The 15,854-nt window shown below is 47.5% G+C and carries 17 protein-coding genes; 6 read left to right on the top strand and 11 right to left on the bottom strand.

Annotation, left to right across the window (positions count from 1 at the left end; translation table 11 throughout):
- Window positions 1-169 precede the first annotated feature (169 nt).
- On the bottom strand, window positions 170-403 hold the full coding sequence (locus tag MAQ5080_RS02025; RefSeq protein ID WP_067205554.1) for a hypothetical protein: 234 nt from the start codon (window positions 401-403) through the stop codon (window positions 170-172).
- On the bottom strand, window positions 403-1,485 hold the full coding sequence (locus tag MAQ5080_RS02030; RefSeq protein ID WP_082860994.1) for a DUF2066 domain-containing protein: 1,083 nt from the start codon (window positions 1,483-1,485) through the stop codon (window positions 403-405). Before MAQ5080_RS02030 ends, MAQ5080_RS02025 begins: the two co-directional genes overlap by 1 nt.
- A 120-nt stretch (window positions 1,486-1,605) precedes the next feature.
- Between MAQ5080_RS02030 and purM the strand changes: the two genes are divergently transcribed.
- From purM to MAQ5080_RS02045, 3 genes are read left to right on the top strand one after another with little or no spacing between them, the layout of a single operon-like run.
- Window positions 1,606-2,661: a phosphoribosylformylglycinamidine cyclo-ligase gene (gene purM / locus MAQ5080_RS02035; RefSeq protein WP_067205552.1), complete on the top strand. Its 1,056-nt coding sequence runs from the start codon at window positions 1,606-1,608 to the stop codon at window positions 2,659-2,661.
- The gene (gene purN / locus MAQ5080_RS02040) at window positions 2,658-3,317 is read left to right on the top strand and encodes a phosphoribosylglycinamide formyltransferase (RefSeq protein ID WP_067205549.1); all 660 of its coding nucleotides are present in this window, start codon (window positions 2,658-2,660) and stop codon (window positions 3,315-3,317) included. The genes purM and purN overlap by 4 nt, the downstream gene beginning before the upstream one ends.
- Before the next feature lie 10 nt (window positions 3,318-3,327).
- Window positions 3,328-4,125 (top strand): DUF3108 domain-containing protein, encoded by a 798-nt coding sequence (locus MAQ5080_RS02045; RefSeq protein ID WP_067205547.1) that lies wholly within the window; start codon window positions 3,328-3,330, stop codon window positions 4,123-4,125.
- A gap of 11 nt (window positions 4,126-4,136) precedes the next feature.
- Here the strand turns inward: MAQ5080_RS02045 and mobA are convergent, their stop codons facing one another.
- The 4 genes from mobA to MAQ5080_RS02065 all read right to left on the bottom strand — a co-directional run bounded on the left by mobA (window position 4,137) and on the right by MAQ5080_RS02065 (window position 9,461).
- Window positions 4,137-4,718, bottom strand: a complete 582-nt coding sequence (gene mobA / locus MAQ5080_RS02050) for a molybdenum cofactor guanylyltransferase (RefSeq protein WP_067205545.1) — start codon at window positions 4,716-4,718, stop codon at window positions 4,137-4,139.
- Window positions 4,719-4,923: 205 nt separating this feature from the next.
- The gene (locus MAQ5080_RS02055; protein ID WP_231870770.1) at window positions 4,924-5,514 is read right to left on the bottom strand and encodes a helix-turn-helix transcriptional regulator; all 591 of its coding nucleotides are present in this window, start codon (window positions 5,512-5,514) and stop codon (window positions 4,924-4,926) included.
- Window positions 5,515-5,703: 189 nt separating this feature from the next.
- Window positions 5,704-7,047, bottom strand: coding sequence for an HlyD family type I secretion periplasmic adaptor subunit (locus MAQ5080_RS02060; RefSeq protein WP_231870769.1), 1,344 nt, complete (start codon window positions 7,045-7,047; stop codon window positions 5,704-5,706).
- Window positions 7,047-9,461: a type I secretion system permease/ATPase gene (locus MAQ5080_RS02065; RefSeq protein ID WP_082860997.1), complete on the bottom strand. Its 2,415-nt coding sequence runs from the start codon at window positions 9,459-9,461 to the stop codon at window positions 7,047-7,049. Before MAQ5080_RS02065 ends, MAQ5080_RS02060 begins: the two co-directional genes overlap by 1 nt.
- A gap of 255 nt (window positions 9,462-9,716) precedes the next feature.
- On the opposite strand from MAQ5080_RS02065, the gene MAQ5080_RS02070 reads away from it, so the two are divergent.
- A complete protein-coding gene (locus MAQ5080_RS02070) occupies window positions 9,717-10,067 on the top strand; it encodes a hypothetical protein (RefSeq protein WP_067205542.1) in 351 nt (116 codons plus the stop codon).
- An 18-nt stretch (window positions 10,068-10,085) separates the two neighbouring features.
- On the opposite strand, the gene MAQ5080_RS02075 is transcribed toward MAQ5080_RS02070, so the two are convergent.
- The 5 genes from MAQ5080_RS02075 to MAQ5080_RS02095 are packed head-to-tail and all read right to left on the bottom strand — an operon-like array spanning window position 10,086 to window position 14,384.
- Window positions 10,086-12,038, bottom strand: a complete 1,953-nt coding sequence (locus MAQ5080_RS02075) for a bifunctional diguanylate cyclase/phosphodiesterase (RefSeq protein ID WP_067205541.1) — start codon at window positions 12,036-12,038, stop codon at window positions 10,086-10,088.
- Window positions 12,039-12,048: 10 nt separating this feature from the next.
- On the bottom strand, window positions 12,049-12,744 hold the full coding sequence (locus MAQ5080_RS02080; protein WP_067205538.1) for a transglutaminase-like cysteine peptidase: 696 nt from the start codon (window positions 12,742-12,744) through the stop codon (window positions 12,049-12,051).
- 4 nt (window positions 12,745-12,748) lie between these two features.
- Window positions 12,749-13,045 carry a DUF1244 domain-containing protein gene (locus tag MAQ5080_RS02085; RefSeq protein ID WP_067205535.1) on the bottom strand — a complete coding sequence of 99 codons (297 nt, stop codon included), beginning with the start codon at window positions 13,043-13,045 and terminating at the stop codon, window positions 12,749-12,751.
- 11 nt (window positions 13,046-13,056) lie between these two features.
- Window positions 13,057-13,662, bottom strand: a complete 606-nt coding sequence (locus MAQ5080_RS02090) for a tRNA-uridine aminocarboxypropyltransferase (protein ID WP_067205532.1) — start codon at window positions 13,660-13,662, stop codon at window positions 13,057-13,059.
- Window positions 13,659-14,384 carry a pyridoxine 5'-phosphate synthase gene (locus MAQ5080_RS02095; RefSeq protein ID WP_067205529.1) on the bottom strand — a complete coding sequence of 242 codons (726 nt, stop codon included), beginning with the start codon at window positions 14,382-14,384 and terminating at the stop codon, window positions 13,659-13,661. Before MAQ5080_RS02095 ends, MAQ5080_RS02090 begins: the two co-directional genes overlap by 4 nt.
- A 131-nt stretch (window positions 14,385-14,515) precedes the next feature.
- Between MAQ5080_RS02095 and MAQ5080_RS02100 the strand changes: the two genes are divergently transcribed.
- Together MAQ5080_RS02100 and MAQ5080_RS02105 are read left to right on the top strand one after the other, a co-directional pair.
- Window positions 14,516-15,190, top strand: a complete 675-nt coding sequence (locus MAQ5080_RS02100) for a DNA-3-methyladenine glycosylase I (RefSeq protein ID WP_067205525.1) — start codon at window positions 14,516-14,518, stop codon at window positions 15,188-15,190.
- Window positions 15,191-15,200: 10 nt separating this feature from the next.
- A complete protein-coding gene (locus tag MAQ5080_RS02105) occupies window positions 15,201-15,845 on the top strand; it encodes a DsbA family oxidoreductase (RefSeq protein WP_067205522.1) in 645 nt (214 codons plus the stop codon).
- Window positions 15,846-15,854 lie beyond the last annotated feature (9 nt).

The raw sequence follows: 15,854 nt of genomic DNA on the forward strand, positions 1-15,854 counted from the left end.
TCAGGGATATGTAATTTGTTTTTGGAACAAAAGAAAGCGAGGCCTAATAGGCCCCGCATGGTAAAGCAATCAAAGACAAGATATCCGGTATCTCGTAATGCTGTTTCGCTTAAGTGAACAGCATTAGGCCATAGGCCGCTTTTTTTGTTTCAAAACAATCACCGGATGATTATTCTTCGTCGTCTTCAAACACTAATTCAGTGATAATTTTAGTGCCACACTTGACGCACTCACCTTCAATCCAAGTACGATCACCCGCCTCAAACTCTTGCGGATTCTTCATACCCAAATCCATTTCCATACATTCGTTACACCAAGTCTGCTGTAAGAAGTCTTGCTGTTCTTCGACTGGGCGCGCAAAGAAGTCCTTTAGTACTGGCTTTACTTCGGCTGCATTGGTCATCAGTTATTACCTTCACCTATATATTGATATTCAACAATGCTCGCAGGGACCGTATTCATGCCCGTTAAAGGCTTAGCCACTAACATACTGTTTAAAGCGACACTGTTTCGAAATTTGTCAGCCGTACCATTAATTAGTACATTGAACTCGACTTGGCCGTCGACAATGTTGCGCAATTGAATCTGCTGGACAACACCAATCGAAGCAAGATAGTTTTTCAACGTCGCCATGGCACGGTAACTTTGTACGCCGTCCACTTTAACAGACAGTGCGCTCTGACCAGACATTTTAGTCGAAGCGTATCGATCAGACAAAATCGCAGAGAGTCGCATAAGCACCTGACGCAAGGCATCCGCCTGAGTCGCTCCTGAGCCAGACACCGTTCGTGACGACTGACCTGGCGACAACAGCATACTGTCGACCACAGTCCCCCCCTGAGAATCACGCACTCGAACCGCCAATACCGCATCGGTTTGATAGCGTTGACTGGCCTGTAAAATATCGCCTTCAAAAAAGCCCCATAGGGCACTGCTATTTAAAGCATTACGATCCACATTGTCTAACAATGGCGCATACACCGGCAAACCGTACTGTTGGGCATCGTTAAACAGCGAAGACAACGCATTGGATGAATTGTTCGCCCCTAACATTTGCCTAGAACCAGAACCTTCTTCCACCATCCACACTAGGATACTGGGGCGATCTGCTCCCCAAACAGGTAAATTCTGCTCAAATAAGAAGCGATCCACCGACTCCTGGTAAAAGCTAACGCTCACCTCTTTGAGCGCCTCAACGCCCTCTGCCCCCGCTCTAACATCCGCCACATCTCGCACTGAGTGTTGCGCCACCCAACTGCCTGAGGCACGCTGAGCACTGTTTAGCACCGAGTTAGATAACTGAGCCTCCTGTCCAGATACACGCACCAAGACATCCTTGATGGCTTGACTGAATGCTTGCTCTAATAAGCGTTGATCTCCAAGACTGGCCGGCACTTGCACCACCGACGAATATAAGTTGGATACCGGCACTGCAAAACTAAATGAGGACAACAACAGTAGCCACATATAGAAAATACGCTTCAAAACAATCCCCTTACTTATCGTATTTGCTCTATTCTACTGTCTTCTATGCAAAGAACCATAGCCCTTATTTTCCACTGTGTTAAAATGCCGTTTTTCCCACACCATGATAAGGCTTAGGCAATGACCGAATCGAAAAAAACCTCGATTAGTTACAAAGACGCAGGCGTAGACATTAACGCAGGCAACGAACTTGTTGAGCGCATTAAAGGCGTTAGTAAAAAAACACGCCGCCCTGAAGTACTCGGTGGACTTGGTGGCTTTGGCGCCCTAACTCGTCTACCACAGAAGTACAAAAACCCAGTTCTAGTATCAGGAACTGACGGCGTGGGTACTAAATTGCGTTTGGCAATGGATCTAAACAAGCATGACACAATCGGTATCGATCTAGTGGCAATGTGTGTAAACGATCTAGTTGTTGCGGGTGCTGAGCCACTACTTTTCCTAGACTACTACGCAACCGGCAAACTGGACGTAGATGTTGCGGCTGACGTTGTAACCGGTATCGGTGAAGGCTGTCTACAATCTGGCTGTGCCCTAGTTGGCGGTGAAACGGCTGAAATGCCGGGTATGTACCACGATGGTGACTACGATCTAGCAGGCTTCTGTGTTGGCGTGGTTGAAGAAGATCAAATCATCGATGGCAGCCAAGTAGAATCTGGTAACACGCTTATTGCACTAGGCTCATCTGGCCCACACTCAAACGGCTACTCTTTGATCCGTAAGATTCTAGAAGTTAGCGGCGCGAAGCTTGATGAAGAAGTCGACGGTGTTGCACTGAAAGATGCCCTACTAGCACCGACTAAAATTTACGTTAAATCCATCCTTAAATTGATGGAATCAGTCAACGTAAAAGCATTGTCTCACATCACTGGTGGCGGCTTGCTAGAAAACATCCCACGTGTATTGCCAGAAGGCGCAGCAGCTTACATTGACGCTGCCAGCTGGACTCGCCCAGCTATCTTTGACTGGCTACAAGAGCAAGGCAACGTTGAGCAAGAAGAAATGTACCGCGTACTGAACTGTGGTGTTGGTATGGTACTAGCGATTGACGCTGCTGACGTAGACAATGCACTTGCTATCCTAAAAGCGGAAGGTGAGAATGCTTGGGTGATCGGTGAAATTCGTGACAAAACAGGCAAAGAGGTTGTAATCTCTGACCTTGAGGCGTCTGCATGAGTTTTCCAGTCGTTGTTTTAATTTCAGGCAGCGGCAGCAATTTGCAGGCTTTGATTGATCAAAGCCTGCAAGGTAATCTCGATATTGATATTAAAGCTGTGATCAGCAACAAAGCGTCTGCCTTCGGATTGGAGCGCGCGGCGAAAGCTGGTATCGCAAGTCATGCATTGGATCATAAGCAGTTTGAGAGTCGCGAAGCGTTCGATCATGCGCTTATGGAACTGATTGACCAGTATCAGCCTAAGCTGGTTGTACTTGCAGGCTTTATGCGTATTCTTACGGAAGACTTTACGCGTCACTACGAAGGCCGAATGCTTAACATTCACCCTTCACTGTTACCAAAGTACAAAGGATTAAACACTCACCAGCGTGCGATTGACGCCGGTGAAGCGGAACATGGTGTGTCCGTTCATTTTGTTACTTCGGAACTGGATGCTGGCTCTGTGGTCTTACAAGCAAACACCGAAATATCGTCAGATGAAACTGCTGACTCGCTGGCTCAGAAAGTTCACGCGCTGGAGCACATCATTTATCCCCTAAGCGTTAAATGGTTCAGCTCCGGTCGATTAACTTTTCAACATGGTCAAGCCGTTCTAGACGGTGAGGCTTTACCCGAGTCAGGTGTGCGTTATACAACGGAATTAAACGAACACTAGGAAATTTAAGATGGGTATTATCAAAAAGATTGTCGCCATTGCACTTATCTCACAGATAATACCCTCTTACACTGCTTTCGCTGCTCATGGCACCTCTACCATCCAACCCTATGCTTCTGATCAAAACGCCGCAGACCTGACCGCCAGTGACGCTCAAGAACACACTGCTGAGACTTTTTTTACGCCCTATCGCGCCGTCTACAGCACAGTGTATAAAAAAGGCATTACTCTGAAAGTGGAAGGCAAGCAAACTCTAACGGCAACGGCTGAAGGAGACTATCGGTTTGATTTTGTGGTCGACACCCTACTTGCTAGCTTAAAAGAATCCAGTCAATTCTCACTTCAAGGGGATAGCCTGCGCCCTACCAGGTACCATTATTCCTCACGTATTATTGGCAAGCGCAAAGATGTCACTGTGACCTTCGATTGGGAGGCGATGACCGCCGTCAATCACGTTAAGGGCGGGCCATGGACAATGCCCATTAATGACATCAGCCTGGACAGACTCACACTTCAGTTACAGCTACGACAAGACCTCAAAAGCCATAGAGAGCAGTTAAGCTATGACATTGCCGACGGCGGCCAACTCAAACGCTACAGTTTTGAAAAGCGCGATCACGAACTGATCAAAACCAAGCTCGGTCAGCTCGACACCATCAAGGTTGTGCGTACAGACAACCTATCTGATAAGCGCCATCAATTCTTTTGGTTCGCTCCCGCATATGACTATTTGCTGGTTAAAATGGAGCATTTCGAGAAAGGCGAGTCCTATACTCTCAACCTTGATAAGATCGCCGAGCTACCTTAAGCTCGACGTCATTAGGGCGCAAGCTGGTCAAGGTAGTTTATATTTACCAGTTCCTCATCATGCTCCCAATACACCGCCTGTCTACCAATTTGCTTATAGAAACTCATCACGCCAAAATGCTCAGTTTGAGCTAAAAAGATAGGCAGTGACTGCTTTAATGCCGCTACGGGTAGCACTGCATGCAGTGGTTGAGGTCCCGATTCTGTTTCAATAAAATGAATCAACTCGGGCGCTTGCTCAGCCGCTTGCAGCAAACATTTCAAAGCCTCGGCAGAAAAACGCGGCGTATCACAGGGCAGCAATAAAAGATGACTGGTAGTCAGTCGGTCTAATATCGCAAACAAGCCACCAAGTGGACCAATGCCCTGCCATGGAGCCACATCCGTCACCACCGTATTAGATAACGTTTGGTAAACGACGAGGCTACGATTGGCACTGATAAATTGCTGTTGTGACACAGGCTTGACCAGTGCCATCATAATTTCAATTAAGGTACGCCCTGCATAGAGTTGTAAGCCTTTATCAACCCCTCCCATACGCTGCGCTTCACCACCGGCCAGCACTAATGCTGTCACATCAAACTTATCGCTCATGAACTAATGTCGTTTCCCTATCAGTAACAAAACCCTATGCTTCGCCGAGAGCATAGGGCAACAGAAGCACTATGTTACCTCATAAACTAAAAAAGCACCTACGGCACTCAAGCCGTAGATGCTTTTTTGTTACAGGCGTTAATTACATCAGCAACACTGAAAAGCGCCCCGACTTAAGGAGATGTCGGCCGCATTGAAACAACCATTAGTGAGATATGGATTGCGCTTCCTGATCTAAATGGCCACGTTGAACCAATAAAGCCAAGGAGATACGGTCTTTAATATGCAACTTTTTGAAGATCGCCGTTAGATGGGCCTTGATAGTGCGCTCAGTGACATCTAAGTGACGCGCAATCTCTTTGTTTGAAACGCCCTTGGCAACCCAATTGACCACATCAAGCTCTCGTTCTGACAGCAGCTCTGCACCTGTGAACGTCTGCGGCGCATCGGTCGCTGCGGACTGCTGGGAGGAGCTTTGAATCAACTGCTGAATCAGCTCCTTTCCACCCCAAATCTCACCAGAGTTGATCACAGATAACACAAGCCCCAGCTGCTCTTTAGCAATATAAGGCGAGCATTGCCCATTGACCCCCATTGAAAGCATGCGAATGGCGGCGGACTGACTACGAAGAAACGGGAAAGCAATGATCTTAAGATCAGGAAACTGCTCGCGTAGCTGAACCACCTGCTCAACTTGACGCGAAAACTCATCGTTATCTAAGTAGACAAAGCAGTACTCAAAGGAGTCCTGTTCTAATTGTTCAACGGTTCCTTTGAAGTCAAAGCTCTGCGCCAAAAGTGTTCCTGATGGAGAAACTTTTTTCCAATGTTCGAAGACTGACCCATTTGCATTCCAGCACAATACTTTCAAGATCGGCTCCTTATAGTCTAACGACACTCAATTGACCTTTGATTATATTAGTGAGACGTAATACCAGTTGTTAACTTTTGTAAAAAACGACTTCCCTAGATCAAGACTTTGTAATTATCTCTCACGCAAGGCATTCTGACGTGCCTTAAAAATAGGCTTGAGTATATAGTCTAAAATGGTCTTTTTGCCGGTAATAATATCAACGGTCGACTGCATACCTGGAATAATCGAGAGCGGTGAATCGACAGGCCCTAGATAGCTTTTCTCGGTACGGACCCTAACGACATAAAAGCTATTCCCTTCTTCATCTAGAATAGTATCCGCAGAGATATTTTCCACCTTAGCTTCCAAGCCGCCATAGATAGAAAAGTCATACGCGGTCAGTTTCACAACCGCAGGCAGCTCTGGCTTAATAAAGCCAATGTCCTCAGGACGAATTTTAGCCTCAATCAGTAAAGAATCTTCTACCGGCACGATTTCCATCAAGCTCATACCTGGCTTAATCACACCGCCGACCGTATTGATTTGCACCTGCTTGACGATGCCTTTTACGGGAGAGCGCACCAGAGTCCGGTCCACCTTATCTTCAAGAGACACACTGGCTTCTCTTAGCTGATCCAGCTGCGAGCGTACTTCCGTCAGCTGCTCCTGTGCTTCGGCACGAAACTTAGCCGTACTCTCCGCCAATTTGGTGCGCGCTTCCTCTAAAGCAGACTGTGCTCTTGGTAACGCTAACCGAGTGGCCTGCAAATCCCCTTGCAATTGGTTAACCTGACGTTCTAACTGCAGCAACTCCACACGTGATACAGCCCCTCGCTCAAAGGCGGGGCGTGTCAGCCGCAATTCTTCATTGGCTAATTCATAGCTGTCTTGGAAGTTACCCAACTTGGCACGCTGCTCAACGATTTCTTGTTGTCGTTGTGCGATCTGTTGTTCGAAAATGGCTTGGTTTGCCTGTAACGAGGTTAATCGATTGCGGTACAAGTCCATCTCACGGTTAATCACATCCGGGTAATCTTGTTGAATAAACTCCGCAAAAGACGGCTCTTTGCTATTCGCCTCGGCTTCTAAACGGGCTGCACGAGCCATCAAATTGGCACGCTCTACTTGCCTTTCACGTAACGAGGACACCGCCTCCGTGTTCTCGATGGTCATCAACAGGGCGCCTTGAGCAACCACTTGACCCACCTTGACGTTAATCTCCTTAACGATACCCCCTTCCAAGTTTTGAATAACCTGAACTTGGCTTGAAGGAATGACTTTGCCCTGCCCCACCGTCACTTCATCCACGGCGGTATAATTGGCCCAAACCAAAGCACAGATAAGGAAGGCGAATACTCCCCAAAGAATAATTCGACCTCCTTGTGGAGCCTTCAACATAATGGCAGCGTTACGGTCGGTGAGAAACTCCAAGTCTGCCTGATCAACTTTCTTGCGTTCGTTACTTCTAGACATCATTAGCTCACTTTTAACTTACCTTGACGCAGTGCTTCGAACACATGCTCTTTCGGCCCATCTGCGACGATTCGACCACTGTCCATAACAATCAAGCGATCGACTAGATCTAGCATGGACGACTTATGGGTGATCAAAATCAGGGTTTTATCCTGCATGATTTTCGCTAAACGGCGGCGCATACGGGTCTCAGTGGTGTTATCCATGGACGCGGTTGGCTCATCCAATATCAGGATACTCGGGTCAAATAATAGCGCTCGAGCAATCGCAACGCTTTGACGCTGACCACCTGACAAATGATGGCCGCGCTCACCGACTATGCTGTCTAAGCCTGCGGCGCGCAGGTTGGCAAACTCAGACACACCAGACAGATCCGCTGCGCGCACAATCGCCTGATCATCAACAAAGGGCACGCCAAAAGAAATATTGTCTTTGATAGAGCCATAAAACAGCGTCACATCTTGTGATACAGCACCGATATTACGCCTGAGATCCACGGGATTGATCTGTCTTAAGTCAATGCCATCGATACGGACTGAGCCCTCTTTGGGTTCGTATAAGCCCATCATCAGCTTACCCAGCGTGGTCTTACCAGAGCCAATACGACCAATAATGGCGACTTTATCACCGGTTTTAATTTTTAAATTAATAGCAGAGACCGCATTCTGATCTTGGTCTGGGTAACTAAACGCCACGTTTTCAAATTCAAAGCTGCCATCAAATCGATCGCGGTGAACAAACTTCACATCGTCCGGCTGCTCTACCGGTGAAGCCATAATCGAATTGATGCCATCAAAAGCAGATTTGGCATGATTATAACGCGCCGCTAACGCGGCAAACTGCGCCATCGGCGCTAACGCTCGGCCGGTTAACATCACGCAAGCCACCAGAGCCCCCATGCTCATTTCTCGCTCTGAGATCATGTAAACACCGAACACAACCATGGCAACAGTCGTCATCTGTTGCGCCACCATGGCAAAAGAGGAACAGGACTGAGCCAACTGGCGAGTTTTAAGCCCCCAATCAGCAATGTTGCCAACTGCCTGCTCCCAGTTCTGTTGCAACGCTCCCTGAGCATTATTCAATTTGACACTTTCAGCATTTGATAAGCTTTCGATCAGCACGGCGTTCTTTTGCACCGCCGTTTTTTGCCCTTCCTCGATTGAGCGCTTCAAAGGCTTTTGAATCGCGAACGAATACACCAGCACAGCGACAATCGTGACGATAGGAATCAGCCCCAAAGGGCCGCCAATCATATAAATCACTGCAACGATTAAGAACATAAACGGAATATCGACTAGCGTCGTGATCGATGCGGAAGTGATAAAATCTCGAATGCTGTCAAAATCCTGTAGATTCTTGGCAAATCCCCCCACTGAGCGGGGACGCGATGCCATGGTGATATTATTGACCCGCGAAAAGATATTAGAAGAAATCAAAATATCGGATTTCTTGCCTGCAATATCGATAAAGTAAGCCCGTAATATGCGTAGCAAGAAGTCAAAGAAATAGACCACACTGACGCCAGCGGCCAACACCCACAGTGTTTCGAAAGCGTTGTTTGGTACCACGCGATCGTAAACATTCATGACAAACAGCGGGCTGGCGAGCGCAAATACGTTGATCAAAAGCGATGCGATAAAGACATCACGATAAATGCGCCATGAGGCCGATAAGGTTCCCCAAAACCAGTGCTTATGACTCTCTTGCTCGGCCTCGAAGCCTGAGCGTTTATCAAAACGGAATTGTGGGCGAATAAAAAAGCAGTATCCAGAATATTGCGCCTCAAGCTCCGCTAAGGACATGGTCACTTCACCTGCCCCAGATTCTGGCATCAGCAAGGTCACACTGTCCGCTTGCGTATCGATACGTAACAGAACGCAGGCATTCTTGCCCTTTAGTAATAGCACCAAGGGCATCAGCTCCTGCGCTATTTTGTTAAGTGGTCGTTTTACAAAACGTGAAACAAAACCTATGCGATTGGCCGCCCGGGTAAAAATGGACGGTGTCATGCCCTCGGCAGAAGTTGGCAAGCCAGACAAAATCCCTTCGGCGGTGTAGGGGTTATTGTAGTGTTTCGAAAGCAGCACCAAGCAGTCTAATAAGGGATCAACACTCTCCAATTGGTCAGAGTAATCTTCCCAAGAAGAACCATCGCGCTGCTTACTTTTGTTTTCTGGCGCCGAATCAGGCTCTGACGGCCTATGCTGATTAGATGACGTTGTATGAGAGTCGTTTGTCAGGTCTTCGCTCGAAGAAGACTCTGTTGCGGCAGCTGCCGGCTTTGGAGAAGTGGTTTGTGCAGTGGATTTATGAACACTCGGCTGCGGTGTTTTTCCCGGCGTTCGATTGGTCGACGTTTTACCTTCAGTAGGCTGAGCAGCCGTTTGATGCGGCCTTGCTGAGCTTGGAGTCATGTCACCTTGGTCATCACTCTTTGCGTTCGCTTGATCACTTTCAGAATGTAACCAACGCTTTGTATTTTCCTTAATGCGCTCTTCTTGAGACACGTTTTGATCCCTATCGCTTGTACTCTTATTTTTCCGAAATAATGGCATAAAGAGCGGCTCTCATAAAGAATCTATATTCAGCACACTGAACTAGATAAAAGATAACATAAATATAATACTATGATTTACAATCGACCAATGCGTAACACAGAGGAATGAAGCATGCTCTATGCAAAAGTCAACGAACAGGGCGATATTGTCGATGTTGCCCCTTATCAAGATCACGACTACACAGTATTAGTGTCGCCCAACGATCCGCACGTGGCGGAGATTCTGGCGCAAACACTGGACCATGATTCGTCCCAAGAGCTGCTGACCTCCTCCGACCAAGAGATGATGCGTGTGCTAGAAGATTTGATTGATCTTCTTACTGAGAAACACTTAATTCATTTCACTGAACTGCCCATGGCCGCACAAAAGAAACTGTTAAGCCGAAAATTCGTACGTGGTATACACAATGGCAATAATGAAATCTTGATTGGTGATATCCGCGCCGATGACGCTTTAATTTAAAGCGTCATCGTAATCACTCTACTCTTCAAATGCTACTGGTCGGCCCACGCCATAACCTTGCACACCACTGATATCAAAGCGCTGTAACACTTCCACCTGCTTATCGGTTTCCACACCCGTTGCAATCACATCGATATTCAAGCTGTTAAACATCTTACACAGGGTATGCATAAAGAAAGATTCAGAATCTTTGCCAATCGCCAATTTGGTGTAAGACGGATCAACTTTGACATAATCTGGCATCAAAGTTTGTAAATATTGGAAAGCGGAAAACTGCTTACCCACATTATCAATACCAAACTTCACTTGATGTCGCTTCAGCGTTTGCACCAACAAAAACGCATGGTCTTCGGCCGCCAACACGCTTTGTTCTGAGACTTCAAAAGCCAGCTTTTGTTTCACCTTATCAGGCAGACTTTGCAACACCTTGTCCAGCCAGCTCACAAAAGCAATCTTGGCATAAGCCGAGGTAGACAAGTTCACTACAAACGGGCCAGTTTGATCGGTGGTTTGCACCGTCTCGATGACATTCTTAATAATGACTTGGTCGACTTGCTCACCGAGATCAAATTGTTCTGCCAAGGCAATAAAATAACCTGCGTGATATTGCTTACCTTCAAATTCTAAACTGGCAAATAATTCTTGCTGTAACAATTTGTTACGGTCATTTGCCGCGGCAACGGGTTGGCGACGAAGGACAAAACTGCGATGCTCAATGGCATACTCCAACATCTCTTTCCAAGCAATCCGGCCGATGGCCATTTGCTGACCGGTTTCAGAGTCAAACACTTTAAACTCATTGGCCCCTGCTTGCTTGGCAGCACGTAACGCCGCATCCGCTTGCGCCATGGCGCTGGAACGAGTGACCGAGGCATCCATCACTACGGCACCGATGTTGGCCACCGCGTCCGAATAACTGATGCGTGATCCGGCCAGTTCATGCAGATCGAGCATGATGCCCGACACTAGCTCTTTTAAGCGTGCTAATTCAATATTTGGCACCAAGGCGACAAAATCCGCGCCACTTAAACGCGCTAAGGTAGCATTCGGAAAACTGGTCAGGTGAGTTTCCAAGACACCGGCGGCACTGCGAATAAAGTTATCGGCCGCTTCGTAGCCCATTTCGTTATTGATTTTAGCCAAGTCAATCAAGCTGACTAACATCAGGCCATCATACGTGCGCTCTGTCTCTGAAAAGTGTGCCGCGGCCTGGCTTTCAAAAAAGTTACGGTTACCCAAACCACTGACGGGGTCTTTAAAGGCTTTCGCCTGTAGCCACTGGGCCGTCTGAGCCTCCGCTGCAAACTCACGTTCGAGCTTGGCCGCCATGCGGTTCATAGACTCCACTACAGACTTCAGTTCACGGGTTTTGGGGAGCTTTTCCATCTGCACAAAACGACGCTGTTGGATGGCTTCGGCTTGCTTTTCCACTTCAGATAATGGTTTAAACAACCAGCGCAACAACAAACCGCCGATTAAAATGGCCACCGAGCCAATAGCAAGAAAGGAAAGCAATAAGTCACGACTTGCTAACCAGAGTTGGTAGTAACCGTATCCTGCGCTCCCCGTAATGTAGACCTGACCGAGCTCATTCCAACCGTTGGAAATCACCGCATTGGCGGTCGGCACTTCAAAGTCGATGGCATTGATAAACCAATTCGGCACTCCCGAGATCTTAGTCACATTAGAACGCGTAATGTCGGCATCTGTAGCGTAGGCATGAACCCGCACTTCGGAGAAATAGCCACTATCAAACACAGCATTCACGTAACTTTCTACGGACACATAGTCTTCAAGTGCCATATAGTCTGATACCTGCATACTCAGTGAGGTGGCAGAGTCCTGTGTCGTCGAATGCAGCTGTTCAATCAAATAACTCTTGGTCGTTTGGAAATTAATCGCCATAACCACCATAAGCATCAGAGACAGCAGAAAAACAATAGTAAGTAGTAATTGTCGAAAGAGTGTCACAGTATGTCTCCTAGCCCTCTAAATCCGTTAATCGGTTATTTAAGTCAGTCCACAGACTTAAACGAGATGAACCACCCACAAGCTGACCACGGCCTTTTTCTTTGGCCAGCCATAAGTTCTCAGCATTAAATGAATAGATCGGCAACAAATCGTTGCGCTGAATCGCAGGTTTAATTGTTTTATCTAGATTATCCAGCAGCACTGGCACTGATGTCGGCGTGTGGTAATAGGCCAATACCATATGATGCTGATTGAGTCGCAAGGCTTTGACGTACACTAGCCTAAGCTTTTCGTCCGGTACACCAAGCTCTCTTAAGGCAAAATATTTGGCAATGGTAAAGTCTTCACAGTCACCACCGCCACTGCCAAGAAATTCAATTGGTGTCGCCCAATAGTCATTTTTGCCCCAATGATCGATGTCGTTAACGAACTGCAACATGTTAAAAAAGCCATTAACATTTTGTAACTGCTGCTCTATTGGTAAGCCTCTGGATTCTTCAACGGTGCGACGCCACGCCATGATGCGCAGCTCGGCCCGCGGGCCATATTGAGCACCTATCCGCTTTGCCAGAGTGACATATTTTTGAGAAATATCGGCGACAAGCCAAGGAGAGGCTCCCACGGTAACTAACAAAAGCGTGAACACCAGCCCGTAATAGAACCAGTGATGTACTCTCTGCCAGATCCATGGAAGCGTATTGAGCATGGGATTACTCGGCTGGGGCGTTTTTAGCAAATTCAGCTAATTTTTCAGCACTGGCTTCGGCTTGATATTTGGCTTTCCAATCCGCATAAGGCTCTTTATAAACCACCTCACGGGCTTGTTCATAATCCATTTCAACACCGCGCTCTTGCGCCGCTGCCGCATACCATTTACTCAAACAGTTACGACAGAAACCCGCTAAGTTCATTAGGTCAATGTTTTGCACATCTTTGCGTTCGTCTAAATGTTCTACCAAACGACGAAACGCAGCCGCTTGAACTTCTAACTCTGTTTGCTTATCCATGAAAACCTCCATTAAGAGCGATGCTTATGCTCTTCTGGTTGCTTAGACCATTGTAGTGCAATTACGTCACTAAAAAAGTCTCTAATGTTTGAAATTTGTGCGTTGCCGCAGCACTCTAAGGCGTACACTGCCGCTTCTAAGGTAGATAACGCCTCGGCATTAGGAGATTTGCGAATCTCATATTGCGAACGCGGTGCGTGGGTAAACTTACCCTGCTTAAAACACCCCAGGCGCTCCTCGAGCCAGAGCATTTTCTTTGCCTTAGGCCAAGTACCGTCCAGTAAAATCAGATGCTTAATGGCGGCTATCTTCGCTTGGCTAAGTGACTCCACTGCTAGGGCCTGCTCACCAGGAAATAGCAGCAACGCCTGCTCAGGGTCGACCGCGTCCATAAAGGCAGACAACTGCTCTGGCTCAGCAAACGACACAATTCGAGTCTTGTCGTAACATAAGGCAAATAAACGTGCGCTGTTTTTCGCATGCTTTGCCTCATGTTTATCTTGCAGTACCCACACGGTGACGTCACCAGTCACAGGCGCTATCAAATGACAGACACACTGCCCTGTAGGATATCCACAGTGGGCACATAGTGAGCGTTTGACTGGGGGCTGGCTCAAGCCATTTGCCCCAAGTATTTCTTCACCACATTGTCCCAGCCGAACTCTAATGCTTCGACCGTCAAGGCATGGCCAATAGACACTTCAGTAATGCGCTTGTCAGCACATAGTAAACCGACATTCTCGAGGTCTAGGTCATGGCCAGCGTTCACACCTAAACCTGCCTCCAGTGCAGCTTGTGCCGCTTCTTGGTAGGTAACGTTGACCTCATCACGTTGCTCTGTGTGGTAGGCATTGGCATACGCCTCAGTGTACAGTTCAACACGATCTGCCCCCACGCTTTTCGCCAGGGCCATGTTGTCGGCCACTGGATCCATAAACAGCACCACACGAATGCCTTTCTCTTGAAGTTTAGCAATCACTGGACGCAATGCATCTTGATCTCGGCCAATGTTCCAGCCATGGTCAGAAGTCAGTTGATTGGGATCGTCTGGTACCAAAGTACACTGCTCTGGCTCAACCTCGAGTACCACTTCCAAGAATTTTTCATCGGGGAAACCTTCAATATTCAACTCACGACCAGGGTACTGTTTCAGCAGCTCCTTTAAATCATAAGCATCTTGATAAGTAGCATGACGTTGGTCCGGACGTGGGTGAATGGTAATACCGAAGGCACCAAGCTCAAGCGTGCGTTGTGCCATGGTCAACATATTTGGGTAATCACGGCCACGTGAGTTACGCAACAGGCCAATCTTATTCAGGTTTACACTTAGGTGGGTCATGGTACTTCCTATCAGTAAATTTACCCCTAAAGTATACGCGATCCCCCCCTAGAACTTTAAGAATTAAATTTGACGGATCAACTGCATAGCCCGAGCTATGTTACAATTGCGACTTACTTAAGGAGCTTATTGTGACCTACGAACCTTTTGACCATATTTATCAGCGAGCGGTCACACGCTTTAATAGCGAGTCACTGCTACAAGCCAGCCTAGCCACACCTAAATCGCACCAAGCATTAGCGGCGATAAGTGACGACCGCTGGCTCGCAGCGTTTACCCAGAAAGTGTTTCAGTCCGGCATGAATTGGCAGGTGGTGCGCAATAAGTGGCCCAACTTTGAAAGCGCTTTCTTTGGCTTTGACATCGAAAAGATGCTCTTAATCCACGATGAAATGTGGGAAGAGAAAGCCAAAGACCCAAGTATTATTCGCCACCTAGGTAAAGTCATGACGATTCGCGATAACGCCATCATGATGGCAGAAGTACAAGCCAAGCATGGCAGCTTCGCCAACTTCGTCGCTGAGTTCCCTAGCGATAATATTATCGAGCTTTGGCAGTATTTGAAAAAGCATGGCGCTCGCTTAGGTGGCAACACTGGGGCCTACACCTTGCGCATTATGGGCAAAGATACCTTTCTTCTTAGTAAAGACGTAGAAGGTTACCTACGTCACCAGAACATCATCAGCACTGGGCGCGATACGCAAGCCGCCCTAAAAGCCGCCCAACACGCCTTTAATCATTGGCACGAACAATCCGGCTTGCCTTACTGTCAGATCAGTCAGTGCATTGCCTACAGCGTTAATTAACGGAGACATTATGGCCGACCTAACCATCGATATCGTTGCAGATCCCGTATGCCCTTGGTGCTACCTGGGCTACACTCGCTTGAAAGCCGCTATGGAGCATTTAGGCGATGATTTCCGCTTTGATATCCACTGGCTTCCTTTTGAATTGCACCCTGAGGTACCCGCGGCAGGCGTACCACGCTCACAGTATCTGGGACAAAAGTTTGGCAGCCAAGAAAAGTTAAACGAAGTCACTCACGCCCTACAGAACGTCGGCATTGAAGCTGGTGTTGAATTTAACTTTTCTGATAAGGACGTGATCCCGAATACGAAACTGGCCCATCAGTTTATTGCGCAAGCCAGCCGTATGAGCCTAGCCACACCTATGATGACAGCGCTGTTTTATGCTTACTTCAGCAAAGGCGAGAACATCGGTGATCAGGACATTCTTGTGCGTATTGCCAAGGAAGTAGGCTTACAAGAAGAAGACATTGAAGATGCTCTCTCGCGCGAAGCCGAGCTATTGGTGGAAGAGAAAATGGAGCGCCTAGCCAAACTGCAAATTCAATCGGTTCCCACTTACATCATCAACGAGAAGTTTTTGGTACAAGGGGCGCACCCACCTGAAACCTTCGCTGAAATACTGACCGATATCACCAAAGAAGATGGCGCCTAAGGCGTAATG

Origin of the sequence: Marinomonas aquimarina (genome assembly GCF_900089755.1) — a bacterium.
Taxonomy (GTDB): domain Bacteria; phylum Pseudomonadota; class Gammaproteobacteria; order Pseudomonadales; family Marinomonadaceae; genus Marinomonas; species Marinomonas aquimarina.